We start from the raw sequence: 26,998 nt of genomic DNA on the forward strand, positions 1-26,998 counted from the left end.
TTAAAAAAAGCAGAACGTTCGCGTTCTGCTTTTTTTGTGCCTGATGGCGCTGCGCTTATCAGGCCTACTGTTCTGGGTCGATGAGTGAGAGGCGTACTATCAGTGGGCGGAACTGGCTATAGAGCCATAGCCCTGCCCAGCTCAGGCTGCCGAGAACGCCGGTAAACATGAGTGCCATCAGTGCAAACAAGCAGGGGCTGATAACCAACGTGCTAGCGCCATGTATCACTTCCCCATTCCAGCGAACGGCAAACAGCGTAATGCCAATAGCGCCGAGAATACCGTTCAATATGCCGATCGGGACGAGTGAACAGAGCAGCCCAAGAAGGTAGATTTTATAAATGGAGCCTGCGCTGATTTTCTTTAAAGCGACCGTTTTGAATTCATCCATGTGATTGTGTTTACGCGTTATTTATTGAATGAGAACACTATAAATTATCTGGCGGTGGCTGTGGTGGGCAGGATTATCATTATGGGATGAACCTACAATTAATCGTAGCCCGGCCAAGCGTAGCGCCGCTGAGGCGAACCCGGAGCCGGCGTGTTCACGCCTCGTCCGGGCTACGGGCCGTAGGCCTGATAAGCGAAACGCCATCAGGCAACATATCGCACGATCACTCAGCCTGTTTCTCTTCGTTGACCCAAATTCGCATTTCTCCCTCGCCACGGTTCGCCCAGCTAAACCACGGAATAAAGGTCAGCGTCTGTGCCTGACGCCTGGCTGGCGCCGTGTCGTAATGCCACAGTGACTGTTTTTCTGGATGGTGTGCGGTGTATTTCACTCCCTGTGCCTGCAGCAGCACCTTGTGGGCGAAAATACCTTTGCCTTCCAGCTCGGTAAACACTGCGTTATCCGGCAACCATAAGTTATGCAGCTCTTCACCGTTATCGGCCTGCTCCAGGCAGTAGACCAGTGGCCCGCGCTGCAAGGCGACCTTACCGGCGACGTGGCGCACCAGCGGGTTTCCGTAGACGCGGCGCACCGGCATCGGCATTGTCAGGGTGAGCGTATCGCCTTCAACCCAGGCGCGGCTGATATGCAGATAGCCTTTTTTCACCGTCCCCACGACATCGCGGCCGTTCAGCGCCACCTGCGGCGCGCTGCACCAATCCGGCAGACGTAGAGCCAGCGTGTGGTTTAGCGGATCTGGTGAATCAATAGCGATCTTGACCTGATCCTGCCACGGGTAGTTACCGCTAATGCGCAGGCGCAGCGTTTTATCGCCTACTGGCACTTCCATGCTGTTACCAATGTAGAGGTTCACGTACAGCGCATCTTCGCGCGGGGTGTAGATATAGTGGCCGATGGAGGTCAGTACGCGGGCAATATTGGGTGGGCAGCAGGCGCAGCCGAACCAGCGCTGGCGCACGGGCTTCACGTGGTCGTAGATGTGGTTAAACTGCAGCGTTTTAGGGTGCACTTCCAGCGGGTTAACGTAGAAGAAGTGTTTCCCGTCCAGCGCCATGCCGCCGAGTACCGTGTTATACAGGGCGCGCTCCATGACATCGGCATACTGGCTGTCACCTTCCATCTCCAGCATGCGGCGAGCGAACATCATCAGGCCAATTGAGGCGCAGCTTTCGGCGTAGACCGTGTCGTTCGGCAGGTCGTAATCGCTACTAAAGGCTTCGCCACTACTTTGTGAACCGATGCCGCCGGTAATGTACAGCTGCCGCTGCGCCATGTTGTTCCACAGGCGCAGGCAGTCCTGACGTTTACGTTCGTCGTTGCTCAGCCGGGCAAGGTGCGCCACGCCGGTCATCAGGTAGACAAAGCGCACCGCGTGGCCGATGGCGGTCTGCTGCTCGGCAAGCGGCTGGTGCGCCTGGCTGTAGGCTTTGTCTTTAACCATCCAGGCCGGGCCGTAGGTATGCCAGTAGGAGGTATGACCGCGTTTTTCGTACTCGTCGTCATAGAAATGCGGCTGTTTGCCGCGTTCTTCGACGAAGTAGTTCACCAGCGCCATGTAGCGCGGTTCCTGAGTCACTTCATACAGGCGCATCAGCGCCAGTTCGATCTCTGGGTGGCCCGGATAGCCGTGGATCTGCTGCTCACCGGTACCGAAGACCTGATGGATATGGTCAGCCAGACGGCATACCACCTCGAGCAGGCGGCGCTTGCCGGTGGCCTGGAAGAAGGCCACGCCCGCTTCAATCATATGCCCGGCGCAGTAGAGTTCGTGGCATTCAGCCAGGTTGGTCCAGCGCTCGTCGGGCGCTTTTGCCGTAAAGTAGGTGTTGAGATAGCCGTCTTCGCACTGGGCGGCAGCAATCAGTTCGATGACTTCATCGGCGGTGCGTTCAAGCTCGGCATCCGGTTTCTGGCACAGCGACCAGGCGACGGCTTCCAGCCACTTCGCCACGTCGCTGTCCTGGAAAACCATACCGTAAAATTCCCCCTTCTGCTGCCCGGCGGCAATGCGGAAGTTTTCTATCGCGTGGCTCGGCTCAGCGTCGTCTACCCGGTCATTTAACGCATCCCATTGATACGGGATCACCACATCGCGCACCAACTGCTGGTACTGGGCGAAAAACGGGTCATTCACTTTCAACGTATGCAAATCGACTTCCATAGCGGACATGACAAACTCCTCAGGATGAAACGTGACTCGCGCGCAGGTCGGTAGCAATGCGCGACATCATTGGGTTATTGAGCTTGCAGGCGCGGATGGAGAACGCCAGCAGCAGGTGGAACAGCGCTGGTAATAGCGTCTCGGTGGCGGTGATCCCGGCAAGTGACGATGCGGTTTGGTTTCCCGCGCCCGGCTGATAGGCGACGTAGATAAACACCAGGCTGATGATGCCAGCGCTGGATGCCCAGGCGAGCTTGATACAAAACAGGTTGAAGGCGAAGTTCATGCCGGATGAACGCACGCCGGTTTTCCACTCGCCGTAATCATCAGAGAAGGCCATCAGGGAGAAGTGCAGCGGCAGCGTAAAGCCCAAAATGATGCCGTTGCCGAGGATAACGGCCAGCCATAGCATCTGGTAGGCGGCCCCGGTCGGTAAGAACCACATCAGCACGGCGAGCGCCGCCAGTACCAGGTTGGTGTGGTAGTACAGCTTGACGGTATCAAAGCGGCGCGACAGGAAGTTGATGATCACCGAACCGAAAATCGACGCGAAGGTCACCATGGTGAAGAACAGTGAGGTGTAGCCGGTAGAGCCGCCGAGGACGTAGGTGATGAAGTACATATAGCCGCCGCCGCGAATATTGAACACGTTGATCAGCAGGAAAGACATCAGCAGCATCAGCAGCAGTTGGTCGTTTTTACGCAGCCCTGCGATGTGTTGGCGCAGGGTGAATTTGCCCATCATGTCCAGCGAAACGCGCTCGCGAACCCAGAAGAAGCAGCACAGGAACATTACGGCGGCAATCGCGCAAAGGATGCCCACGCCATACTGATAGCCCTGAGCGCTGTCGCCCTGGCCCAGTACATTCACCAGCCACGGCAGGCCGACGGAGACTAAAAAGCCCGCCACGCCGCACAGTACAAAGCGCCAGGCCTGGCAGGAGATCACCTCGCTATGGCGCGTAGTCATGGTGTTAATCAGCGCGCAATAAGGGACGTTAATGGCGGTGTAGCTAATGGAGAGCAGCAGATAGGTACCGAAGGCCCAGGCAATTTTTACGCCCATGCTGGCGTCGGGCACGGTAAAGGTCAGCACGCCGACGATGGCAATCGGCACCGCGATCCATAGCTGCCACGGGCGAAAGCGCCCCCAGCGGCTGCGGGTGCGGTCTGCGACCACGCCCATAATTGGGTCGGAAATCGCATCAAAAACGCGAAGTACCATAAAGAGCGTACCCACGACCGCTGGCGTCAGGCCAAAAACGTCGGTGTAGAAAAAGGTGAGAAAGTTGCCGATGAGACAGGTAATGACGGTGCCGCCTGCATCGCCAAGGCCGTAGCCGATTTTCTCCCGGACGGTTAACTTCTCGTCCAGGGTACCCGGCACAACCTCGTTGGTGGAAATGGGTGTAGCGGTCATGGGATGCTCCTCGCAATGTGGAGATGTCTGCTTCAGTAGGGATATTGTTGTTGTGTCATGACCTGTTTAATTTTGCCTGGAAAACGAAGACCAACAAGGTCACAAAGAAGTATAAAAAGTGGGTAATTCCGACCTGATCGGAAAAGTGTGAAGGTGATCGAGCACAAACGGTTTTAATTGTTAATAATCAATTGGAAGGCGTATTTTTTTTCTACGAAAAAGCGGGATTATTAATATTTATGCTCAATCTATCCATAGCGCTTCCGATTAAGGTTCAAAACGGCGGGCTTTTTATCTCCCGGGGCGTGGGGCGGCACCCGGCCCGCAGGTTACGCTCATGGGAGGTGCTATTTGTTGAAAAAGGGACGTTAGCGATTCAGGAAGAGGAGCGAGTTTTTCACCTTTCTGCGGGGGATAGCCTGCTGCTCTGGCCCGGTCGCCGACATGTTGGCATCGAGGATTTCCCCGCCGACCTGAAATTTTACTGGCTCCATTTCGAAATTAACGCCTCGACGCCGCCCCACCCGCTGGTCACGCAGTTAGCTATCCCTCAGCAGACCACGCTACACGACCCTCAGTACCTGACATCGCTGTTTCGACAATTTCTCAACGAGCAGGAAAAAATTCAGCGCAACGCCTCGCTGGAGCTCATTTTACTGTTGATTCTGCAGCATATTTCGCTCTCTGCGCAGCAGGCGGAGCCAAAGGATGAAGGCGGCGCGGCGCTGGCATGGAAAGCGCAGCAGATGATCCACACGCGCTACCATCTCCCGCTGTCGACCTCAATGCTGGCGCGAGAACTGCACTGCAACGCGGACTATCTTGGACGCGTTTATCGTCGCGTTTTCCATCTCACCCTCACCGAAGCCATCCATCGCCAGCGGGTGAGGGCGGCGGAAAAGCTGCTGAGCAATCATGCGTGCTCACTGAAGGAGGTCGCCGAACAGTGCGGTTTCGCTGATGTGGGGTATTTCCGACAAATCTTTCGTAAGCACACCGGGCTGACGCCCGCCGCGTGGAAGCGGCGGTACTGTAAGGAACATATCAATTCGGCCTGAGGCAAACGACTGAATTGACTCTGGCATTTATCAAAAAACGCGCATTCCCCACGTCGGATCAAAGCGTATCGCCTCGCCGCTCTGGCACTCTTAGGGTTTATCTCTCGCAACGGAGTGGGGAATGAACCCGTTTATTGTCGCTGATTCCTTAAAGTGCATTGGCTGTCGAACCTGTGAAGTGGCCTGCGTAGTGGCGCACCAGGATGAACAGGCGTGTGCTAGCGTCTCGCGCGAGGCGTTTCTTCCCCGCATTCGGGTGGTGAAGGGCGGGACGTTTTCCACTGCGGTGGCCTGTCACCAGTGTGAAGATGCGCCGTGCAGTAACGTGTGTCCTACCGGTGCAATCCAGCGTGAAAACGGCGTGGTTGCTGTTCAGCAGACACTATGTATCGGCTGTAAGAGCTGTATGCTGGCGTGTCCTTTTGGGGCGATGAACGTCAGCGTGCAAGGGCGACGGCCGCAGGCGATAAAGTGCGATTTATGCCGTCACCGTGAAGAAGGCCCCGCCTGCGTGGCGGCCTGCCCGACGGGAGCGCTGGCCTGTGTTGACGTCAGCCAGCGCCCGGTGCCGGGATTAATGTAGGTTGTTGAAGTTCCAACTAAACGTCAGGCTGTAGCGCCAGTCACGATTGTGGCTGTCGGTTGGCACATCGCCCACCGGGCGCGCGGCCTCGACCGTCACGCTGTAGTGTTTGTTATCGGCAAACATCACCCCGGTAGCGACAGAAGCGAGCCGTTGATGCGGCAGCCCTGGCGCGTTGAACCAGGTCTGGGCGGTGTCGGTCAGTACATACGGCTGCACGGTGGCAACCCAGCTGTTCTCTTTTATCGGATGCACGTAGCGAAGCTCAACCTGCCCACCATAACCGTAGTCACCGCTGGCTTCTCCGTCCTGGTAGCCGCGGCCAAAGCGCTGGGCACCGAAGCTGACGCGTTCGGGTTCCGGCAAGTCGTTATCTGACCAGTCGCCTTCCATTGAAGTAGAGAGTCGCCATTTGTCGGTGATCATCCAGGCCGCATCAATGTTGCTTTTCCATAGCGTGAAGGAGAGATCGTTGCCGAAAGCCGGCGCGGCATCTGCCATAGATGAAATATCTACGCCCTGACGCAGCGTCAGCTTGCCGTTAATGCTGGCGCGGTCGAATGCCTGCAGGCCGTTGATGCCAAACTCAAATGCCGGGTAGCGAACGTGACTTTTGAGATCGATGCTATCGACCGTTTGCGTGTTCTCAATCTGACGGATGTGGTTGTCGTTCCGGCGGTCGGTGTAGTCGATGCCTCCATTAACGTTGAGCTGCTGCTTGCCGGTTAAGATAATCGGATAGCTGAACATCGCGCCGCCGTTATATTGCGTGGTTTCTTGCCGGGAATCTAAGTAGCCCCCCGAGTAGTACTGTAACGGCGTATAGTCCCGTGGGTTGTCGCGGTAGAAGCTACCTTTGAGCTGCATCATCAGCCCGTCGTCAGTCAGGAACTGTTGATAGTTCAGCCCTAAATAGGATTTCCGCGTTGAGCTGTCGAGCGGAATCAATGTCGCCAGCCCGAGCTGATCGCCATAGCTGGTTAAGTTGCTCAGTGACCCGGTGACGAACGCCATGTTCTGGCTGCGACGGGTATCGATGGTCGATGAAATATCCCAGATATGCGGCTGAATACTTTTAGCCTGCATGGCCGCGGCGCCATAGATGTTTTGCGGCAGCTGTGCGCTGGCATCAACGGTGACGCCGGGAGTACGGGTCATTAATTGGGTGTAGCGGTCGAAGGTTGCCTGCGTCAACGGCTTCTCGGCCATGATTTTGGCGGCAAGTCGTTTTAAGCGCTCTGCCAGATTGGGGTTATTACTTTGAATGTCGCTGTGCGCAACATAGCCTTCCACCAGAACGATTTTGATCGTGCCGTCATGAAAGTTGTCATCCGGAAGCCAGGCATAGGAGAGCGGGTAGCCGTCAGCACGGTAGCGTAGCGTAATATCATTAATAAGCCCGACCAGCGTTTTTAACGGAACCTGTTTGTGTGCGTAGGGAACAAAAGGCTGCAAGAGCTCTTTTAACGGATATACCGTGCCGCCAATAAATTGAATATGATCGACTTTAATAAGCGTTTCTGGCGTTAATTTATTTTTAGGAACGCTTACGGTTAAACTCGGGGCTGCAGTAGGGGGGGCTTGCGGCGTGCTGTTATGTTCCGCTTTTGCCGGGTTATTGGGGTCAATCAATGCGGGTAATGTGTCTGCTCTGGCTATATTAAGCAGAACAACCCCCGATAGCGCATAAGCCAGGGTCGTTTTCATGACGCGTTCCTTGTGTATTTTATTGTGCAAGGATGATTATTGTTATTCTGCTGAAAAACGTGCCCCCATTGCGGGGGCACGGAAAGCATTAATAAATATATAGCTTATTTTTTTAACGTTAACCCGCTGAGCAGACCACCCAAAGGAGTGGTCGTGGTAGTGGTTGAAGAGCTGCTGGCACTGGCGCTGGCGTTAGCAGAGGTGCTGACGTTGAGCGTATTAGTTAATGAACTGACCGTGCCTCCCAGTGAGGCGCTTGCCAGCAGGCCGCCGCCGCTAGTCTGGGTGCCGGTAGGTTTCACTAAGCCACCGGCATCCGTCACGATATTCCCGACGCTAGAGACCACCTGCCCGACGCCGCCCAGTGCCGGCGTTGAGGTGCTGACGTTGTTACCAAGCCCGCTTACGGTGGTGCCCACCTGGGTGAGCAGGCCGTTAACCGGAGTGCCTAAACCGGTCGTTGTCCCGACGCCTTGAGTGACGCCCTGGACCCCAGAAAGCGTGTTATTGACGACGGAAGTTACGCCGGTCGTGGCGGCGACGGCACCTGGGCTTTGCAGAGTGCTGGTTAAGCCCGTACCGGTGCTGCTGACAATCTGACCTGCGCTATTCACCACGTTGCCGACCAACCCGGTCACCCCGGCAACCGGTGTGCCAGAGGTGCTGGTGGACAGGTTGCTACCCACTCCGGATACCGTATTCCCCAGCACCGTAACGGTATTGGTGGTGCCCTGCAGCGTCGTCCCCACACCGTTAGGGTTTGATGAGTTCCCGACACCGTTGGTTACACCGGTTCCTAAGGTATCGACTGCGTTACCCACGCCGGTGACGGTAGTTGAAATGGTTGAGGTAACCGGGTTGTTGCCTGCCGTGCTGGTCAACTGACTACCCAGACCGCCCAACGTATCGCCCACGCCGGATACCGCTTTTCCGGTTTCACCCAGAATGCTGCTGCCAGCGGTTTGGCTACCGGTACCCGACCCATTGCCGTTGCCATTACCGTTCCCGCCGCCGCTACCATCGCCGCCGCCGGAGCCAGAGCCGTCTCCACCGCCAGAACCGCTACCCGTCGTGGTGCCGTTTTTGGCCGTTGAATGTGAACCTCCGCCGCTTCCGCTACAGGCAGAGAGTGAGAAAGCAAGAAGCACCGCCATAGCAATTATGCTTAATTGGCTAATTTTTTTAGAGGCCATGATCTTATCTCCACCAGTTAAAAACGCCGAGTGCGTATTAGTCAGTGTATGGTGAAAATTAAGCCTTGCATGGGGCGTTTCTTTTCATACGAAAGTATGGAAAACTCTGATTTAACTTAAGCATAAACAAAGTCTGCTATGTAAATAAATATGCTCTTGAGAAACATGCTGTTACTCCATATTTAACATATTAAGCAATAATGAATAATGGGTGTGAGTGTTTAGTGGTAATAAAATAGCAGGCTGAAATTGGGAGTAATCCGAGTAGAGTAGTAAGACTGTATTTCTATTTTCTTTTTCTAAAATAACAATGCGGATCACAGAAAAATATCAGCCTCCATTTTCCGGAGGCTGATATATCATATTTTAATGCTGTTCATTCCAGGCTAATTCAATTTCTTCAGCAAGAATTTTGACACCGGCTTCAATTTTATCCGGATCCGGCACATAGTTCATGCGCATACACTGGTGGGTGTGCGGCCAGGGTTTATCCAGCCCTGGGAAGAAGAAATCGCCGGGCACCATCAGAACGCCGCGTTTTTTCAGACGCTGATAGAGCACTTCGGTGGTAATCGGCAAATCTTTAAACCACAGCCACAGGAAGATGGCCCCTTCAGGCTTATGGATGAGGCAGCGTTCTTCCGGTAAATAACGGCGCAGGATGGCAATGGTTTCCTGAACTCGCTGATAGTAGAACGGTTTGATGACCGTTTCTGACAACCGCAGCAGATCGTGGCGCTTAATCATTTCGCACATAATCGCCGGCCCAATGCCGCCCGGCGCAAGGCTGATGATACCGTTCATATTGCTGATGGCGGTGATAATCGATTCGTTGGCAATGATGATGCCGCAGCGGCTACCCGGCAGACCGAGCTTGGACAGGCTCATGCACAGCACGGTGTTTGGGTTCCACAGCGGGCGCGCCTCGCTAAAGATGATTCCTGGGAAAGGAACGCCGTAAGCATTATCGATAACCAGCGGCACGCCGTGCTGGTTGGCTAGTGCATCGAGCTGTTTCAGCTCATCGTCGGTGATCACGTTACCCGTTGGGTTGGTCGGACGTGAAACGCAGATCATCCCGGTGTCTTCACCGATCGGTAAATTATCGAAATCGACGTGATACTTAAACTGCCCTTCCGGGAGCAGTTCAATGTGCGGACGGGTAGAGACAAATAGATCGTCTTCGAGGCCGGAATCCGCATAGCCAATGTACTCTGGCGTCAGCGGGAACAGCACCTTGCGAGTAGAACCGTCCGCACGTCGACCGGCGAACAGATTGAACAAGTAGAAAAATGCGCTTTGGCTGCCATTTGTCAGTGCAATATTCTGTGGGCCGATCTCCCAACCTAATTCATTACGCAGCATATCGGCCAGGGCGACGAGCAGTTCATTTTTGCCCTGAGGACCATCGTAATTACACAGCGCTTCAGAGACTTTGCCGCTTTCCAGCATCTCCGCCAGTAGATTATTGAAGTACGCGTTCATCTCAGGGATCTGCGCCGGGTTACCGCCGCCTAGCATAATGGCACCTGGAGTGCGTAAACCGTCGTTGAGGTCTTCCATCAGGCGGGTGATGCCCGAATGGCGGGTGAATTTGTCGCCAAAAAGTGAAAATGTCATAGCCGAGTTTCTATTGCTTGTTCTGTGAAGCCGATAACGATAACGCCACTGACGATAGGGTGCAAATGGCCTCGTGAAAGGGGTTTTAGCGAATAACGCGTGATATTTGTGTTTATGTAGTCATTTATTCTAAAGAAGCCCGTATGGTGAATACGGGCCGTGATAAGGATACGTTATGGCTTGCCTGCCCAGACGACCATCACTTTATCTCCACCCGTTTTACGAACAAAACCATAGCCTTGCGGGAGAGTAAGGGTAGTCTGCTTGCCTGCACCGATAGCGGGGTGACGGGCGCGGAACTGGCCTAGTGTTTGCCAGTGTGCGACCGTCGCGGCGGATTGACCGGTTACGTCCTGCCAGTTCATCTGCGAGCGGGTGCCCTGTAGCGGGTCAGAACCGGTTGGCCCAAAGGGACGGCTGGACTCATCGCCGTAGAAGATCTGCACGGCACCGGGAGCAAGCAGCAGCAGTTCAGCAGCGTTATTGCCTTTTTCGCGGAACAGGCGGGTATCGTGTGATGACAGGTAGCTTAAGACGTTAAAGCTTTGCAGCTTGTCGGCCATCTGCTGCCAGGTCATATCGATATTGGCCAGGCAGTCGGTGGCTTTCGCCGCCTGATCCTGGTAATCGAAGTTGATCATCGCGTCAAAGCCGTGGCGGTAGTACTCGCTCTCCATTACGCCGTGTCCCCAGGCTTCGCCAGTCATCCAGAACGGTGCGGCATCGAGTGCTTTTTGCGGGTTGGCTTTCTTCCATTCGGCTAGCGCCTCGATAGATTGCGCTTTGAGCTGCTGCCAGGCCGCCATCTCAACGTGTTTGGCGGTATCCACGCGGAAACCGTCAATACCGTAGTCACGCACCCATTGGCTGAGCCAGTGAGTCAGATAGTCGCGTGGCGTAAAGCCCTCGATAACGCTGGCGTGGGTATCCGGCTTGTTGTGGTAGAAATTCGGCAACCCACTCGGCGTGGTGGACTCGGTCTTGAGGTCCGGCAGGAATGCCAGTGACATGGTTAAATCATCAAAACCGGGGTTATCGTAATCGCCAATATCGGTGCGGACCCACGCTTTGCCCCACCATTTTTCCCACGCGGCTTTATCGCTAAAGTTGATGTAATCGTTAAAGCTATGCCAGGTCTGGCCGGGGCCTGGCTTCCAGTCCGTCCACTGCTGGCCCAGCGTTTTGGTGATGTCATCGCCTTTAAGATAGAGCGCGCCGAACTGATATTGCTGCATATCGGCAAGGGTAGCGTAGCCGGTGTGGTTCATCACCACGTCAAACAGAATGCGTATACCGCGCTGATGTGCGCCATCCACCAACGCGCGCAGATCGTCTTCGGTACCCATGTTGGCGTCCAGACGCGTCCAGTCCTGGGTGTAATAGCCGTGATAGGCGTAGTGCGGGAAGTCGCCTTTTGTGCCGCCGCCAACCCAGCCGTGGATCTGCTCGAGCGGAGAGCTAATCCACAGTGCATTCACCCCTAGCTTTTGCAGATAGTCGAGTTTGCTGGTCAGGCCTTTCAGATCGCCGCCGTGGAAGGTGCCAATCTCCTGCATGCCGTCGTTATGGCGACCATAGCTATGGTCGTTGCTTGGGTCGCCGTTGACGTAACGATCGGTCAGTACGAAATAGACCGTGGCGTTGTGCCAGCTAAACGGCGCAGTGCTGGAGACCTCTGCGCTTTCAAGCAACAGGAGTCCATTGCTGTTATCGGACGGGCGCAGCGTGATCTTTCCCTGCTTTACCGTTGCCGTCTGGCCGCTGTAAAAATCGCGTACGGCGCTGCCTTCCGGAAAGGTGTTGGTGACGTCCAGCGTTAGCGGTTTGCCGTCCCAGCGCGGGCACTGGCGGACTGCAACGGGGTTTGCACTGTCCTGGGCATCATTTTGTACCGCGATGGTGAGCGTTGGTGTTCCTGAACGTGTATCAACCTCCAGTACGTAACTGCCGTCACGAAAGAGACGCCACTGTGGCGCTTCGCCCTGGCACGGTTCCAGCGACAACATTTGGTTGAGGCGAATGGGTGAAGAGGGCTGCCAGCACTGTTGGTCAAAATTCAGTCTTAGCGGGCGAGTACCCTTAGCGAGCATTTTTTGGCTGCTGAACTTGCCGGTGCCTTCCGCAGAAAAAGCAGGAAAGCCCTCGCTGGACCAGCTAGCTGCGCCGGCAAAAGTGGGAATCAGTAGTGGTATCAGGGCGGCGAATTTCATTCCGGGATCCTTGTGCCAACGAATTTTTCCTTAGTGTGCCAGTCGCTTATCGCGCTGTACTCATCCTGGCAAAAGGAGGAGAAGCAGGGCTGAGTGATAGAGGTCAAAAAATGAACTAAAATGAGAGGTGGATGACATTTTGCCTGCGCAATTTGTCTTATGCTGAATCGCGTCCACATGCCGATTCGGAATAGGACTATTTCCTGAACGTGCGTTGGCGGGGTATTTTTGCTATAATTTGAGATTCAGCTCTCAATTTTTTGAAATAATAAGGCGTTGGAATGATTAAATCCGACCAGGAGACCTAATGATATCGACTCCCATTCGACGATATGGGGCCGCGATACTTATGTTACTCATCTGGACTTTTTCAGGTGGGGTGTTTGCAACAACACACACGGTAACGAAGCATCAAAAAGCCTCGGTAACAAAACATACGAAGGCGACGGCACCAAAAGCAACAAAGGCAAGTTATAGCAAGGCAAGCAGTAAACAAGAGTATTCTCGCAATAGTGTAAAGAGCAGTTCACTTCCTGATTTGCGAAAATACCCTTCCGGAACCCCAAGGAAAAGAGCGTTTCTCCGGACGGTAATGCCTTATATCACAAGCCAAAATGCGGCTATTACTGCCGATCGTAACTGGCTGGTTTCTAAGCAGTACGAAGGCCGTTGGTCGCCATCTGAACGTGCGCGCCTGAAAGATATCGCTGCACGCTACAAAGTCAGCTGGAACGGCAATACCCGTAAGGTGCCGTGGAACTCGCTGCTTGAGCGTGTCGACATTATTCCAGGCAGCATGGTCGCAACGATGGCAGCTGCAGAGAGCGGCTGGGGTACCTCCAAACTGGCGCGTGCCAATAACAACCTGTTCGGCATGAAATGCGGGAAAGGCTGTAAAAATGGCTCAGGTTCAGTGAATGGTTACACCAAGTTTGATTCCGTAAAGGAGTCTGTTCAGGCCTACGCAGCTAACCTGAATACGCACCCGGCTTATGCCTCGTTCCGTAAATCTCGCGCCCAGATGCGTAAGTCGGATCAGGAACTCACCGCCACGGCGATGATTCATAAGCTGAAAGGGTATTCGACCAAGGGTTCTAGCTATAACGATTACCTGTTCGCGATGTACCAGGACAACCAGCGTCTGATTGCTGCACATATGTAATCGATGCTGTATTGAAAAAAGGCCTTCCAGTGGAAGGCCTTTTTTTATGTCTTTGGCTTAGGTCTGAATCAAGGATTCACTGTGCTGCTCGCGATACTCTTTTGGCGTGGTGTCGTACTCTTTCTTAAACACCGAATAGAAGTACTGCAGCGAGGGATATCCGCACATCTGCGAGATTTCGTTAATGGATAGCGAGGTTGAAACCAGCAGGCTACGGGCTTTTTCCAGCTTTTCGCTGTGGATCACCGCATGAATCGTTTCCCCTACCTCTTCTTTAAAACGCTTCTCAAGGTTTGAACGAGAAATCCCCACCGAGTCCAGCACCTGTTCGACTTTAATGCCCTTACAGGCGTTATTGCGAATGTAGTGCATTGCCTGAATGACCGCCGGATCGTTCAATGAGCGGTAGTCGGTGGATCGTCGCTCCATCACCCGCATCGGAGGGACCAGCACGCGCTGAAGCGGCAGGACTTCGTTATCGAGCAGTCGCTGCATCAGTTTTGCTGCCTGATACCCCATTTGCCTGGCCCCTTGCGCCACGGAGGAGAGGGCCACGCGCGAGAGGTAGCGGGTCAACTCTTCGTTATCGATGCCAATCACGCACAGCTTCTCCGGTACCGGAATATGCAGATGCTCGCAGGCTTGCAGGACATGGCGGGCGCGGGAGTCGGTAACAGCAATAATGCCGGTTTGTGGCGGGAGGGTTTGCAGCCAATCGGCCAGCCGATTTTGCGCATGCTGCCAGTTTTCCGGCGCGGTCTGCTGGCCCTGGTAGATGACGCCGCGATATTTCTCTTTGGCGACAATCTGGCTAAAGGCATATTCACGCTCCTCGGCCCAGCGTTTACCGCTAGCGGAGGGCAGCCCGTAAAACGCAAAGCGATGCACCCCTTTTTCCTTCAGATGCAGAAAGGCGCTTTCAACCAGCGCATAGTTATCGGTGGCGATATAGTGAACGGGAGGATACTGCTCCTGACGGTGATAGGATCCGCCTACGCCGACGATGGGGACGTTGACGTCGGTCAGGAGCGCTTCGATGGTCGGGTCGTCGTAGTCGGCGATAACGCCATCGCCCAGCCACTCTTTGATGTTTTCGATACGTGCGCGGAAGTCTTCTTCTATGAAGATATCCCACTCAGATTGCGACGCCTGTAAGTATTCACCCACGCCTTCAACCACCTGACGGTCAAAGGCTTTATTGGCATTGAATAGCAGCGTCACGCGGTGACGTTTTCCAAACATGGTTCAGGGTTCCTCGTGAATCATGAGGGGTGTTGCCGTCATGGGGAACGGCAACACCACGGCTGGGCAATCAAGCACGCCGTTTGGTTGCGGAATCCATCCAGACGGCAAGTAATAAAATTGCACCTTTGACGATATATTGCCAGAAAGTGGGCACGTCCATCATACTCATTCCGTTGTCGAGTGAAGCCATAATAAATGCCCCCATCACCGCGCCGGCAACGCTGCCGACACCACCCGCCAGGCTGGTTCCACCGATAACGCAGGCGGCAATGGCATCCAGTTCGGCAATGTTCCCGGCAGAGGGCGAACCCGCGCCCAGACGTGAGCTAAGGATCAGCCCGGCAATCGCGACCATCAGGCCATTAATGGCGAAGACCGCAAGCTTGTTGCGCTCAACGTTAATACCGGAGAGTCGCGCCGCTTCGATATTGCCGCCGATGGCGTAAATGCGCCGACCAAAGGCGGTGCGGGTTGCCATAAACATCCCTGCTAATAGCAGCAGTGTGAGCAGAAGTACCGGAGTTGGGACGCCGCGATAATCGTTGAGCAACCAGATGGCACCCAGCACAATCACCGCTGTCAGCGCCTGACGCCCCACCACGCCGCTGGATGCTGGTGTACCGAGCCCCATCGACTGGCGGCGCATCCGCCCGCGCCATTGCCAGGCAACAAACGCCATCAGCCCGATGGCGCCAAAGGTAAAGCCGATGCCGTTTGGCAGGTAGCTTTGACCTATCTGCGACATCGCCGAACTGGTGGGGGAAACGGTGGTACCGTTAGTGATGCCAATCAGAATGCCGCGGAAGGCGAGCATCCCGGCCAGGGTGACAATAAACGACGGCACTTTGCGATAGGCCACCCACCACCCGTTCCAGGCGCCGAGCACCAGGCCCATCGCCAGCGTAACGACAATGGTCAGCGGCAGCGGCCAGCCCAGCCAGACGTCAAAGATGGCGGCAGCTCCACCCAGTAAGCCCATCATGGAGCCGACGGAGAGGTCGATTTCGGCGGAGATAATCACAAACACCATGCCGACGGCGAGAATGCCGGTGATGGCAGTCTGGCGCAGCAGGTTTGAGACGTTTCGCGCACTGAGGTAAGCGCCCTCGGTGGTCCAGGTGAAGAACAGCATAATCACAATAATGGCCGCGATCATGACGAAGACCTGCAGGTTAAGCGATTTTAGCCGCAATGCAGGGGCGGATGTAGGGGCCGCCAGTTTGATTTCAGACGGGTTGTTTTTCGACATGACGTTCACTCCTTAAGGCGGCTTCCATCACTTGTTCCTGGGTCAGGTTGTCATTGACCAGGTTGGCTTTTAACTTCCCTTCATGCATCACCAGCACCCGGTCGCTCAGACCCAGCACCTCCGGCAGTTCAGAAGAGATAACGATGACGGCAATCCCTTGCTGCACCAGTTGATTGATTAGCTTGTAGATTTCGTATTTGGCGCCGATATCGATACCGCGCGTGGGTTCATCCAGAATGAGGATGCGTGGATTGAGCAGCAGACAGCGCGCCAGAATGGCTTTTTGTTGGTTGCCGCCGCTAAGGCGACCAATGGCGAGATCCGGTGAAGAGGTTTTGACCTTCAGGCGTTGAATGGATTGCAAAATGCACTGCTGCTCTTTGGCATCATCCAGGCTGCTGAGCGCGCCGCTGAAGTCGCCTAGCGCTGCGAGCGTAATGTTTTTACCGACCGCCATCACCGGTACGATACCGTCTTTTTTGCGGTCTTCTGGCACCATCGCAATGCCGTGGGCGATGGCCTGCTGGCAGTTGCGGATATCTACCTGCATGCCATCAATAAAGATTTTTCCCTCCCAGCGCCCGCGCCATACGCCAAATAGACACTGTACTGCCTCGGTTCTGCCGGCGCCGACCAGACCAGCGATACCGAGGATCTCTCCGCGTTTGAGGCTAAAGGAGATGTCGTTAACGCGTTTAATGTGACGGTTCACGGGGTGCCAGGCGGTGAGGTGTTCCACACGCAGAATTTCATTGCCGGCGGTGTGAGGTTCGCTAGGGTAAAGCGCGGTGAGTTCGCGCCCAACCATCATGGTGATGATGTCATCTTCGGTCATGTTGGTGGCATCGCGGGTGCCAATGTGCTGGCCGTCGCGGATCACGCAGATGGTGTCTGAGATGGCTTTGACTTCGTTGAGTTTGTGGGAGATGTAGACGCAGGCGATGCCGTGGTTTTGCAGATCGCGAATAATCCCCAGCAGCACGCCGGTTTCCTGTTCGGTTAACGACGCGGTGGGTTCGTCGAGGATCAGCAGTCGCACCTGTTTATTCAGCGCTTTGGCAATTTCAACCAGTTGCTGTTGCCCGAGACCTAAATCTCCCACTCGCGTATCCGGCGAAATGGCCAGGTTAACCTGCGCGAGCAGCTTTTCGCAGCGCAGCGTCATGGTGTCGTAATCCAGCACGCCGTGGCGGCTAATTTCCGCACCGAGGAAAATGTTCTCCAGCACGGTCAGATGCTTAACCAGCGCCAGCTCCTGGTGAATAATGGCAATGCCTTTACGCTCGGTGTCGCGAATATGCGTCGGCCGTAGCGTCTCACCGGCAAAAACGATTTCCCCTTCATAACTGCCATGCGGGTAAATACCGCATAACACCTTCATTAAAGTCGATTTCCCTGAGCCATTTTCGCCGCACAGGGAAACCACCTCGCCGGGGTTTAATCGCAGGCTGACATGATCAATCGCCTTCACCACCCCGAAGGTTTTGGTGATGTTTTTCATTTCGAGTAAATACGGCATAAGTGCTTGTGCTCCGAGTAAGCCAGGCTGCCCCAGCGCAAGGCCGGGGCGGGCCGTTTAGAGTTCGCTCTTCTTATGGAAACCGTCTTTCACTACGGTCTCGTCAATATTGGTTTTATTGACTTCAATCGGGGTCAGCAGGCGGGATGGCACATCTTTCAGCCCGTTATTCAGCGTGGCGTCGGCTTTAGGCTGCTTTCCGTTACCGAGTTCGACGGCAATCTCTGCCGCACTGTTGGCCAGTAGCGTAATCGGCTTATACACGGTCATGGTCTGTGTGCCGTTGATAATGCGCTTCACGCCTGCCAGATCGGCATCCTGGCCTGAAATGGCCACTTTGCCAGCCAGACCCTGGGCGCTAAGTGCCTGAATGGCGCCGCCTGCGGTGGCATCGTTAGAGGCGACCACGGCATCCACTTTGTTATTGTTGGCGGTGAGGGCATTTTCCATAATTTTCAGCGCATTTTCCGGCAACCAGCCGTCAACCCATTGATCGCCGACGACTTTAATCTTGCCGTCATCAATATAAGGTTTTAATACTTTCATCTGTCCGGCACGGAACAACTTGGCATTATTATCAACCGGCGAGCCGCCCATCAGGAAATAATTTCCCTGAGGGACCTGGTTGACCAGACTTTGTGCCTGCATTTCACCGACTTTTTCATTGTCGAAGGAAATATAAAAATCAATGTCCGCGTTATTAATCATGCGGTCATATGCTAATACTTTAATGCCTTCTTGTTTGGCTTCTTTAATTACGTTGCTAAGTACTTGCCCGTTATAAGGAATAATAACAAGGACATCCACGCCGCGATTGATCATATTTTCAATCTGCGACATTTGCGTCTCTTCATTGCCGTTGGCGGACTGCACGAAGACCTGTGCGCCCAGCTGTTCGGCTTTGTTCACGAAGATATCGCGGTCTTTCTGCCAGCGCTCCAGGCGCAGGTCATCAATAGCCATACCGATTTTGACTTCTTTAGCACTGCTCACCATGCTGGTGAGAAGTAGCGATGCGCAGAGTGTGAGGCAAAGGTTCTTTATCTTCATAATCGTAATGCCTTCTGTAGGGATAGGAGATGAGATTGGCGATAAAAGAAACAGAGATGACTTAACACGCAGCAAATTTTTAACATGTATACGCCAACTGGCAATTACAGATTTTTATCTTCCCATTACGATATTTCGTTTAATTGTCAATTTTTGACCGCGATCTGATTTTAAAATTACCGTATGCAAAATTTACTCACATAAAGCGAGGCTGATTCCTATTTATTTTGCGAGCCAGCGCACATTTGTGGATTCTCTTAATAGCAGTGTGAAATAACGTAATTGAGCTACCGCAAATCAGAATTCAGTATTACAACACGAAGTATTCCTCGCCGCGTGTCAGATTATGGAGTTCATTATGCAAGCTTATTTCGACCAACTGGATCGTGTTCGTTTCGAAGGCCCAAAAACCGAAAACCCGCTGGCTTTCCGCCACTACAACCCAGATGAACTCGTGCTGGGCAAACGTATGGAAGACCACCTGCGCTTTGCAGCCTGCTACTGGCATACCTTCTGCTGGAACGGCGCGGATATGTTTGGTGTTGGCTCATTCGATCGCCCGTGGCAGCAGCCAGGCGAAGCCATTGAACGCGCGAAACGCAAAGCTGACGTGGCGTTTGAATTTTTCCACAAACTGAACGTGCCTTACTACTGCTTCCACGATGTGGATGTCTCTCCAGAAGGTGCCAACCTGAAAGAGTACCTGAATAACTTTGCTCAGATGGTGGACGTGCTGGCTGAAAAACAGCAGCAAAGCGGCGTGAAGTTGCTATGGGGTACCGCAAACTGCTTCACCAACCCACGCTACGGCGCGGGTGCAGCGACTAACCCAGACCCAGAAGTCTTTAGCTGGGCGGCGACTCAGGTGTTCACCGCCATGAATGCAACCCATAAACTGGGTGGCGAAAATTATGTGCTGTGGGGCGGACGTGAAGGCTATGAATCACTGTTGAATACCGACCTGCGTCAGGAACGTGAGCAGATTGGCCGTTTCATGCAGATGGTGGTTGAGCATAAACACAAAATTGGTTTCCAGGGGACGCTGCTTATCGAGCCGAAACCTCAGGAACCGACCAAGCACCAGTATGATTACGATGCATCAACGGTTTATGGCTTCCTGAAGCAGTTCGGTCTGGAAAAAGAGATTAAGCTCAACATTGAAGCGAACCACGCTACGCTGGCGGGTCACTCTTTCCATCACGAAATTGCGACTGCCATTGCGCTGGGCCTGTTTGGTTCCGTTGATGCAAACCGCGGCGACCCGCAGCTGGGTTGGGACACCGACCAGTTCCCGAACAGCGTAGAAGAAAATGCGCTGGTGATGTACGAAATCCTGAAAGCGGGCGGTTTCACTACCGGTGGCCTGAACTTCGATGCGAAAGTTCGTCGTCAAAGCACCGATAAATATGACCTGTTCTACGGCCATATTGGCGCGATGGACACGATGGCACTGTCCCTGAAAGTGGCGGCCCGTATGATTGAAGGCGGCGAGCTGGATAAACGTGTGGCAAAACGCTATGCGGGTTGGAACGGCGAACTGGGTCAGCAGATCCTCAAAGGTCAGATGTCACTGCAGGATCTGGCGAAATATGCTGAACAGCACCAACTGGCTCCGCAGCACCAGAGCGGCCATCAGGAACTGTTGGAAGGGCTGGTAAACCACTACCTGTTCGACAAGTAAGTTCATCACGCATTTCGCAGTATACCGTGCCCGGGAGCGCAAGCTTGCCGGGCATCGTACCACCTAAAGGAGCAGTCGCGATGTATATCGGCATAGATCTAGGCACGTCTGGCGTTAAGGCGATTCTGCTTGATGAGCAGGGTGCGGTCCTGGCGTCGCAGACGGAAAAACTGACGGTTTCCCGTCCGCATCCGCTATGGTCCGAACAGGATCCTGAGCAGTGGTGGCAGGCGACGGATCGTGCCATGAAGGGGCTTGGTCAGCAGCATAGCCTGCAAGGGGTGAAAGCGCTGGGGATCGCCGGGCAAATGCATGGTGCGACGCTGCTGGATAAACAACAGCGCGTGCTGCGTCCCGCGATTCTGTGGAACGATGGCCGCTGCGCGCAAGAGTGTGAACGGCTGGAAGCACAGGTTAAAACATCGCGGCAGATAACCGGCAATCTGATGATGCCGGGCTTTACCGCGCCGAAGCTGCTGTGGGTGCAGCGCCATGAGCCCGAAATCTTCCGTCAGGTTGATAAAGTGCTGTTACCAAAAGATTATCTCCGTCTACGGATGACCGGCGACTTTGCCAGCGACATGTCAGATGCTGCCGGTACCATGTGGATGGATGTGGCGAAGCGTGACTGGAGCGATGAGATGCTTGCCGCCTGTCATCTGAGCCGTGACAACATGCCTGCGCTGTATGAAGGCTGCGACATCACCGGGTACCTTCTGCCATCGGTGGCCAGCGCATGGAATATGCCCGCGGTGCCAGTTGTGGCCGGTGGCGGTGATAATGCTGCAGGCGCCGTCGGCGTCGGGATGGCGGATGCTGGCCAGGCGATGCTGTCGCTGGGGACATCAGGGGTCTACTTTGCGGTGAGCGAAGGTTTTCTGAGCAAGCCGGAAAGCGCGGTGCATAGCTTCTGCCATGCGCTGCCAGGACGCTGGCACCTGATGTCGGTGATGCTGAGCGCGGCCTCCTGTCTGGATTGGGCCGCCAGGCTGACTGGCCTGACGACCGTGCCTGCGCTGATTAGCGCGGCGGAATCTGCCGATAATCAGGCTGATCCTATCTGGTTCCTGCCTTATCTTTCCGGTGAACGCACGCCGCACAATAACCCGCAGGCCAAAGGCGTCTTCTTTGGTCTGACTCACCAGCATGGTCCTGCCGAGCTGGCGCGAGCGGTGCTTGAAGGCGTGGGCTACGCGCTGGCGGATGGAATGGATGTCGTGCATGCCTGCGGCGTGACGCCAAAGAGTATCACGCTTATCGGCGGCGGTGCGCGCAGCCCCTGGTGGCGACAGATGCTGGCGGATATTAGCGGCCTGCAACTGGATTACCGCACCGGGGGGGATGTTGGCCCGGCGCTGGGTGCGGCGCGACTGGCGCAAATTGCCGTTAATTCGGACAAGCCGCTTTCAGAGTTGCTGCCGCAACTGCAGTTGGAACAAACGCATTGCCCGGATGCTCAGCAGCATGCGGTTTATCAGCAGCGCCGTGAGACTTTCCGCAGGTTGTATCAGCAGCTTCTCCCGCTGATGTCCTGATGATAAATCCCTCCTGCGAACAGGAGGGATTTACTCTCGCAATTAAACCGTCGAAAACAATCAAAAAATCGCATGGTTTTATTCTGAAATACTCCCCTGACTCCCTTTTTCAGTATCGCCGGTCTCCCGTTTCCCATAATGTGCATTTGATGGATAAGGAGATTCCAATGAAACGTTCTGCGCTTATTGCATGGCTATTTATGCTTGTCGGAGCCCTGATTTACCTCATTGGTTTATGGCAGGCTTGTCCGTTATTAAGCGGCAAAGGCTATTTTCTAGGTGTGTTGATAACCAGCATGTTCATCATCTATGTCTATCTGCGTGAAGTGAAACGCGGGCTGCTTGACGATCGTTTTGCTGCTATCTGCCAGATAGTGGCGCTTATTACTAGCGGGTTGCTGCTGGTGGGATTATGGAATGCGCCGCTCTCGCTGGTCGAAAGAGGCGCATATCTTGCCGCATTCTGTCTTTGTATATCAGGTCAGTATCTTCTGATGCGGGTAGCGGTATTAACTGACCAGCCTACGGGTATCGACACGCTGTAGCATCATAGAAAGTACGAGGCTTCCGGCAAGCGTTGCGGTGAATATCCAGAGAATATCCAGGGCAGGCCAGCGTTTTAATTCCAGACCGCTGGTGCGTAAGGTGTAAATAATCAGCGCGTGAAAGCCATAAATACCCAGTGAATGCTTTGAAATAAATCCCAGCCCCGGAAGGACGCGCGCGTTCAGGGTGTTTTTAACCAATGTCAGCAACGATGCAGCGCAGATAAAGACCATAGGGCCGCAGTAGACGTACCAGGTGTCGGCGAAGTTGCCGCGCCATTGCAATTCGTGGAGCGTCCCGCGCGAAATAATCCACACCGCGGCTGCAAATAACAGCCCGCAGCACCACGTCAGCGATTTTTTATCGGTCTCCATCATGCCAATGGCGCGTCCAAGTAGCCCGTAAATAACGTAATAGAACGTATCGCCATTGATGTACAAATTGATCGGCAACCATTCAATGCCGTGCGTACTCAGCGAAACGGTGTTGGGGTTTGCCACCAGGCCAATCACCACCATTAAAGCCAGCAGCATCTTGCCGCTAATCGCTTTGACCTCAATCAGCGGCGAAACCAGATAAATGACGATGATGGCGAAGAAAAACCACAGGTGATAGAACACCGGTTTTTGCAGCACATGCTTCAGCGAGGCGGCAACGCTGATATGGGTAAAAGAGGCGATAAATAACAGCGCAACGGCGCTATAAAACAGCAGGCAGAGTGCAATGCGGAGAAAATGCCGCGGCTGTGCGCTGCGCGGACCGAAAAACAGGTAGCCGGAAATCATAAAAAAGAGCGGCACGCTGACGCGGGAAGCGGAGTTTAAGACGTTGGCAAAGTCCCAGCTGAGCGGACTCACGTCATGTGGGTGGGTGATATACCAGGTTGTGGTATGGATCATCACTACCATCAGGCAGGCAATTCCGCGTAAGTTCTCAATCCAGTTAATCTTTGCTTGCATCGGATACCTATTATTCCGCTATAAATAAGGTCAGACTCGCCCCAGTGCTAGCTATCTCACTGGATAATTCCGAGTTTCTCACCCTGCACTTGTGATGGCGTAGCAATCTTCGCACAATGCGGCGGTAAGAAAGGGGTAAAGCCTAAAATAACAGCCCGGTAAGATAAATAATGATGATGAAGTCTCTCTCTACTTTGCTGGCACTTATTGTCCTCGCAGGGTGCTCGTCGGCTGAACCGCCGACGGTGCAAAAATCGCAAAGCGCGCGGGTGAACTCTGAGCGTTCGCTCTCGATGGAGCAGTTGTGCAAAGACAACGCAGCAGAGCGTTATAATACGGCGGCGAAGAAAATCGACGTCACCGGTTTTGAACGTTTTCAGGGCAGCTACGAACTGCGTGGCTATACCATGCGAAATGAAAGTTTTGTCTGCTCTTTCGATGCCGATGGCCGATTTTTACATCTCTCCATGAGCTAAAACAGGTAGGTTCGCGGCAAAAACCGGCCTGTTTTTCCCAATTTAGTCTAAACAACCTCGTTTCATACTGTATATCTCGCAGCCAGCGGGTATACTGACTCCTTCCTTTAAATCCACACGTATCCAGCACGAAATCATATGCAAAAGTTTGATACCAGGACCTTCCAGGGCCTGATCCTGACCTTACAGGATTACTGGGCTCGCCAGGGCTGCACCATTGTTCAACCATTGGACATGGAAGTTGGCGCCGGCACCTCACACCCAATGACTAGCCTGCGTGCGTTGGGGCCAGAACCGATGGCAACTGCCTACGTGCAGCCTTCCCGTCGTCCAACCGATGGCCGCTATGGCGAAAACCCGAACCGTTTACAGCACTACTATCAGTTCCAGGTAGTGATTAAACCGTCTCCGGACAATATCCAGGAGCTGTACCTCGGATCGCTGAAAGAGCTGGGTATGGACCCGACCATTCACGACATTCGTTTCGTGGAAGACAACTGGGAAAACCCTACGCTGGGTGCCTGGGGGCTGGGTTGGGAAGTGTGGCTGAACGGCATGGAAGTGACCCAGTTCACTTACTTCCAGCAGGTTGGCGGTCTGGAATGTAAGCCTATCACCGGCGAGATCACCTATGGTCTGGAACGTCTGGCGATGTACATTCAGGGCGTAGACAGCGTTTACGACCTGGTCTGGAGCGATGGCCCGCTGGGTAAAACCACTTACGGCGACGTGTTCCATCAGAACGAAGTGGAGCAGTCCACCTACAACTTTGAATACGCGGACGTGGACTTCCTGTTCACCTGCTTCGAGCAGTACGAGAAAGAAGCGCAGCAGCTGCTGGCGCTGGAAACTCCGCTGCCGCTGCCTGCTTACGAGCGTATTCTGAAGGCCGCCCATAGCTTTAACCTGTTGGATGCGCGTAAAGCCATCTCTGTCACCGAGCGTCAGCGCTATATCCTGCGCATTCGCACCCTGACCAAAGCAGTGGCAGAAGCTTACTATGCTTCCCGTGAGGCCCTCGGCTTCCCGATGTGCAACAAGAATAAATAAGAGGCGGCCATGTCTGAAAATACTTTTCTGGTGGAAATCGGCACTGAAGAGCTGCCACCAAAAGCGCTGCGCAACCTGGCTGAATCCTTTGCTGCGAACGTCACGGCAGAGCTAGATAACGCGGGTCTCGCACACGGTAACGTTGAATGGTTTGCCGCCCCTCGCCGTCTGGCGCTGAAAGTGGCAAATCTGGCGGCTGCGCAAGCGGATCGTGAAGTTGAAAAACGCGGCCCGGCGATTGCCCAGGCATTTGACGCGGAAGGTAAACCAAGCAAAGCGGCTGAAGGCTGGGCGCGCGGCTGCGGTATTACCGTCGATCAGGCTGAGCGTCTGACCACCGATAAAGGCGAATGGCTGCTGTATCGCGCGCACGTAAAAGGTGAAAGCACCGAAGCGCTGCTGCCGAACATGATTGCCAACTCGCTGGCTAAGCTGCCAATTCCTAAGCTGATGCGCTGGGGCGCGTCTGACGTACACTTCGTGCGTCCGGTCCACACCGTGACCCTGCTGTTGGGTGATAAAGTCGTTCCGGCGACCATCCTCGGCGTGCAGTCCGATCGCATCATCCGCGGTCACCGCTTTATGGGCGAGCCTGAGTTCACCATCGACAATGCCGACCAGTACCCGCAGATTCTGCTGGAACGCGGCATGGTGATGGCTGACTACGAAATGCGTAAAGCCAAAATTAAAGCTGATGCTGAAGAAGCGGCGCGTAAGATTGGCGGCAACGCGGATCTCAGCGAAAGCTTGCTGGAAGAAGTCACCTCACTGGTGGAATGGCCGGTGGTGCTGACCGCGAAGTTCGAAGAGAAATTCCTCGCGGTACCAGCTGAAGCACTGGTTTACACCATGAAGGGTGACCAGAAGTACTTCCCGGTTTACGACAACGCGGGCAAGCTGCTGCCAAACTTCATCTTCGTGGCGAACATCGAGTCGAAAGACCCGCAGCAGATTATCTCCGGTAACGAGAAAGTGGTTCGTCCACGTCTGGCTGATGCAGAGTTCTTCTTCAATTCTGACCGTAAAAAACGTCTGGAAGATCATCTGCCGCGCCTGCAAACCGTGCTGTTCCAACAGCAACTGGGTACGCTGCGCGACAAAACTGACCGTATTCAGGCGCTGGCCGGCTGGATCGCGGGCCAGATTGGCGCTGACGTCAACCACGCAACGCGTGCAGGCCTGCTGTCCAAGTGCGACCTGATGACCAACATGGTCTTCGAGTTCACCGACACCCAGGGCGTGATGGGGATGCACTACGCACGCCACGATGGCGAAGCGGAAGACGTTGCCGTTGCGTTGAACGAACAGTATCAGCCGCGCTTTGCCGGCGACGATCTGCCGTCTAACCCGGTTGCCTGCGCACTGGCGATTGCTGACAAAATGGACACCCTGGCGGGTATCTTCGGTATTGGTCAGCATCCGAAAGGCGACAAAGACCCGTTTGCGCTGCGTCGTGCTGCGCTGGGCGTGCTGCGTATCATCGTTGAGAAGAACCTGCCGCTGGATCTGCAGACTCTCACCGAAGAAGCGGTGCGTCTGTACGGTGACAAGCTGACCAACGCGAAAGTGGTGGATGAAGTTATCGACTTCATGCTCGGTCGTTTCCGCGCCTGGTATCAGGACGAAGGCTACACCGTTGACACCATCCAGGCGGTGCTGGCACGTCGTCCGACGCGTCCGGCAGACTTCGATGCACGAATGAAGGCAGTGTCCCACTTCCGTACTCTGGAAGAGGCCTCTGCGCTGGCTGCGGCCAACAAGCGTGTATCCAACATCCTGGCGAAATCTGATGAGACGCTGAACGATATCGTTCACGCTTCCGTGCTGAAAGAAGCGGCGGAAATCAAGCTGGCGGGCAACCTGGTTGTGTTGCGCGACAAGCTGCAGCCGTACTTTGCAGAAGGTCGTTATCAGGAAGCGTTGGTTGAGCTGGCATCCCTGCGTGAGCCGGTGGATGAGTTCTTCGAGAACGTGATGGTTAACGCTGAAGACCAGAACGTTCGTGTGAACCGTCTGACGCTGCTGTCCAAACTGCGCGATCTGTTCCTGCAGGTAGCGGATATTTCTCTGCTGCAGTAATCAGTCTGCTCATAAATAAAAACCTGCTCTTGAGCAGGTTTTTTTATGGCCTGAATGTTATTACCAGAACTATTAATAATCCC

General features: G+C 54.4%; 21 protein-coding genes. 9 read left to right on the top strand and 12 right to left on the bottom strand.

From position 1 onward, the window contains the following. Window positions 1-64 precede the first annotated feature (64 nt). The 3 genes from V6940_RS07835 to V6940_RS07845 form a co-directional block, all read right to left on the bottom strand. Complete coding sequence (locus V6940_RS07835; RefSeq protein ID WP_333495463.1) at window positions 65-391, bottom strand: hypothetical protein; 327 nt, start codon at window positions 389-391, stop codon at window positions 65-67. Window positions 392-614: 223 nt separating this feature from the next. Continuing rightward, a complete protein-coding gene (locus V6940_RS07840; protein ID WP_333495464.1) occupies window positions 615-2,582 on the bottom strand; it encodes a glycoside hydrolase family 127 protein in 1,968 nt (655 codons plus the stop codon). A 10-nt stretch (window positions 2,583-2,592) separates the two neighbouring features. Continuing rightward, entirely contained in the window at window positions 2,593-3,993 is a 1,401-nt protein-coding gene (locus tag V6940_RS07845) for an MFS transporter (protein WP_333495465.1), read from the bottom strand. A gap of 239 nt (window positions 3,994-4,232) precedes the next feature. Here V6940_RS07845 and V6940_RS07850 point away from each other — a divergent pair, with 239 nt between their 5' ends. Together V6940_RS07850 and V6940_RS07855 are read left to right on the top strand one after the other, a co-directional pair. Beyond that, complete coding sequence (locus V6940_RS07850; RefSeq protein ID WP_333495466.1) at window positions 4,233-5,051, top strand: AraC family transcriptional regulator; 819 nt, start codon at window positions 4,233-4,235, stop codon at window positions 5,049-5,051. 121 nt (window positions 5,052-5,172) lie between these two features. Beyond that, on the top strand, window positions 5,173-5,634 hold the full coding sequence (locus V6940_RS07855) for a 4Fe-4S dicluster domain-containing protein (RefSeq protein ID WP_333495467.1): 462 nt from the start codon (window positions 5,173-5,175) through the stop codon (window positions 5,632-5,634). Here V6940_RS07855 and V6940_RS07860 read toward each other — a convergent pair. The 4 genes from V6940_RS07860 to V6940_RS07875 form a co-directional block, all read right to left on the bottom strand. Next, the gene (locus V6940_RS07860) at window positions 5,626-7,341 is read right to left on the bottom strand and encodes a ShlB/FhaC/HecB family hemolysin secretion/activation protein (RefSeq protein WP_333495468.1); all 1,716 of its coding nucleotides are present in this window, start codon (window positions 7,339-7,341) and stop codon (window positions 5,626-5,628) included. The genes V6940_RS07855 and V6940_RS07860 overlap by 9 nt on opposite strands. Window positions 7,342-7,445: 104 nt before the next feature. Continuing rightward, on the bottom strand, window positions 7,446-8,534 hold the full coding sequence (locus tag V6940_RS07865) for a collagen-like triple helix repeat-containing protein (RefSeq protein ID WP_333495469.1): 1,089 nt from the start codon (window positions 8,532-8,534) through the stop codon (window positions 7,446-7,448). Between the two features lie 366 nt (window positions 8,535-8,900). Continuing rightward, window positions 8,901-10,154, bottom strand: a complete 1,254-nt coding sequence (gene avtA, locus V6940_RS07870) for a valine--pyruvate transaminase (protein ID WP_333495470.1) — start codon at window positions 10,152-10,154, stop codon at window positions 8,901-8,903. 173 nt (window positions 10,155-10,327) lie between these two features. Continuing rightward, on the bottom strand, window positions 10,328-12,364 hold the full coding sequence (locus tag V6940_RS07875; RefSeq protein ID WP_333495471.1) for an alpha-amylase: 2,037 nt from the start codon (window positions 12,362-12,364) through the stop codon (window positions 10,328-10,330). 307 nt (window positions 12,365-12,671) lie between these two features. Here V6940_RS07875 and V6940_RS07880 point away from each other — a divergent pair, with 307 nt between their 5' ends. Beyond that, complete coding sequence (locus tag V6940_RS07880) at window positions 12,672-13,526, top strand: protein bax (protein WP_333495472.1); 855 nt, start codon at window positions 12,672-12,674, stop codon at window positions 13,524-13,526. A 57-nt stretch (window positions 13,527-13,583) separates the two neighbouring features. Here V6940_RS07880 and xylR read toward each other — a convergent pair whose 3' ends face one another. The 4 genes from xylR to xylF form a co-directional block, all read right to left on the bottom strand. Continuing rightward, entirely contained in the window at window positions 13,584-14,768 is a 1,185-nt protein-coding gene (gene xylR / locus V6940_RS07885; protein ID WP_185667445.1) for a D-xylose utilization transcriptional activator XylR, read from the bottom strand. A gap of 70 nt (window positions 14,769-14,838) precedes the next feature. Next, window positions 14,839-16,020, bottom strand: a complete 1,182-nt coding sequence (xylH, locus tag V6940_RS07890; protein WP_333495473.1) for a xylose ABC transporter permease XylH — start codon at window positions 16,018-16,020, stop codon at window positions 14,839-14,841. Beyond that, a complete protein-coding gene (locus V6940_RS07895; protein WP_333495474.1) occupies window positions 15,998-17,539 on the bottom strand; it encodes a xylose ABC transporter ATP-binding protein in 1,542 nt (513 codons plus the stop codon). Before V6940_RS07895 ends, xylH begins: the two co-directional genes overlap by 23 nt. 57 nt (window positions 17,540-17,596) lie before the next feature. Next, window positions 17,597-18,589 (bottom strand): D-xylose ABC transporter substrate-binding protein, encoded by a 993-nt coding sequence (xylF, locus tag V6940_RS07900; RefSeq protein ID WP_333495475.1) that lies wholly within the window; start codon window positions 18,587-18,589, stop codon window positions 17,597-17,599. A 358-nt stretch (window positions 18,590-18,947) separates the two neighbouring features. Between xylF and xylA the strand changes: the two genes are divergently transcribed. The 3 genes from xylA (at window position 18,948) to yiaB (ending at window position 22,350) form a co-directional block, all read left to right on the top strand. Beyond that, the gene (gene xylA / locus V6940_RS07905; RefSeq protein ID WP_185667441.1) at window positions 18,948-20,270 is read left to right on the top strand and encodes a xylose isomerase; all 1,323 of its coding nucleotides are present in this window, start codon (window positions 18,948-18,950) and stop codon (window positions 20,268-20,270) included. Between the two features lie 80 nt (window positions 20,271-20,350). Then, window positions 20,351-21,805, top strand: a complete 1,455-nt coding sequence (gene xylB, locus V6940_RS07910; RefSeq protein ID WP_333495476.1) for a xylulokinase — start codon at window positions 20,351-20,353, stop codon at window positions 21,803-21,805. Window positions 21,806-21,972: 167 nt separating this feature from the next. Beyond that, window positions 21,973-22,350: an inner membrane protein YiaB gene (yiaB, locus tag V6940_RS07915; RefSeq protein ID WP_333495477.1), complete on the top strand. Its 378-nt coding sequence runs from the start codon at window positions 21,973-21,975 to the stop codon at window positions 22,348-22,350. Here yiaB and V6940_RS07920 read toward each other — a convergent pair. After that, on the bottom strand, window positions 22,315-23,310 hold the full coding sequence (locus V6940_RS07920) for an acyltransferase (protein ID WP_333495478.1): 996 nt from the start codon (window positions 23,308-23,310) through the stop codon (window positions 22,315-22,317). The genes yiaB and V6940_RS07920 overlap by 36 nt on opposite strands. Before the next feature lie 170 nt (window positions 23,311-23,480). Between V6940_RS07920 and V6940_RS07925 the strand changes: the two genes are divergently transcribed. From V6940_RS07925 to glyS, 3 genes are all read left to right on the top strand, one after another. Next, window positions 23,481-23,786, top strand: a complete 306-nt coding sequence (locus tag V6940_RS07925; RefSeq protein WP_333495479.1) for a YsaB family lipoprotein — start codon at window positions 23,481-23,483, stop codon at window positions 23,784-23,786. A gap of 138 nt (window positions 23,787-23,924) precedes the next feature. After that, window positions 23,925-24,836: a glycine--tRNA ligase subunit alpha gene (glyQ, locus tag V6940_RS07930; RefSeq protein ID WP_035893112.1), complete on the top strand. Its 912-nt coding sequence runs from the start codon at window positions 23,925-23,927 to the stop codon at window positions 24,834-24,836. 9 nt (window positions 24,837-24,845) lie between these two features. Then, the gene (gene glyS / locus V6940_RS07935; protein WP_185667436.1) at window positions 24,846-26,915 is read left to right on the top strand and encodes a glycine--tRNA ligase subunit beta; all 2,070 of its coding nucleotides are present in this window, start codon (window positions 24,846-24,848) and stop codon (window positions 26,913-26,915) included. Window positions 26,916-26,998 lie beyond the last annotated feature (83 nt).

Origin of the sequence: Kluyvera sp. CHPC 1.251 (assembly GCF_036759945.1) — a bacterium.
Classification (GTDB): domain Bacteria; phylum Pseudomonadota; class Gammaproteobacteria; order Enterobacterales; family Enterobacteriaceae; genus Kluyvera; species Kluyvera sichuanensis.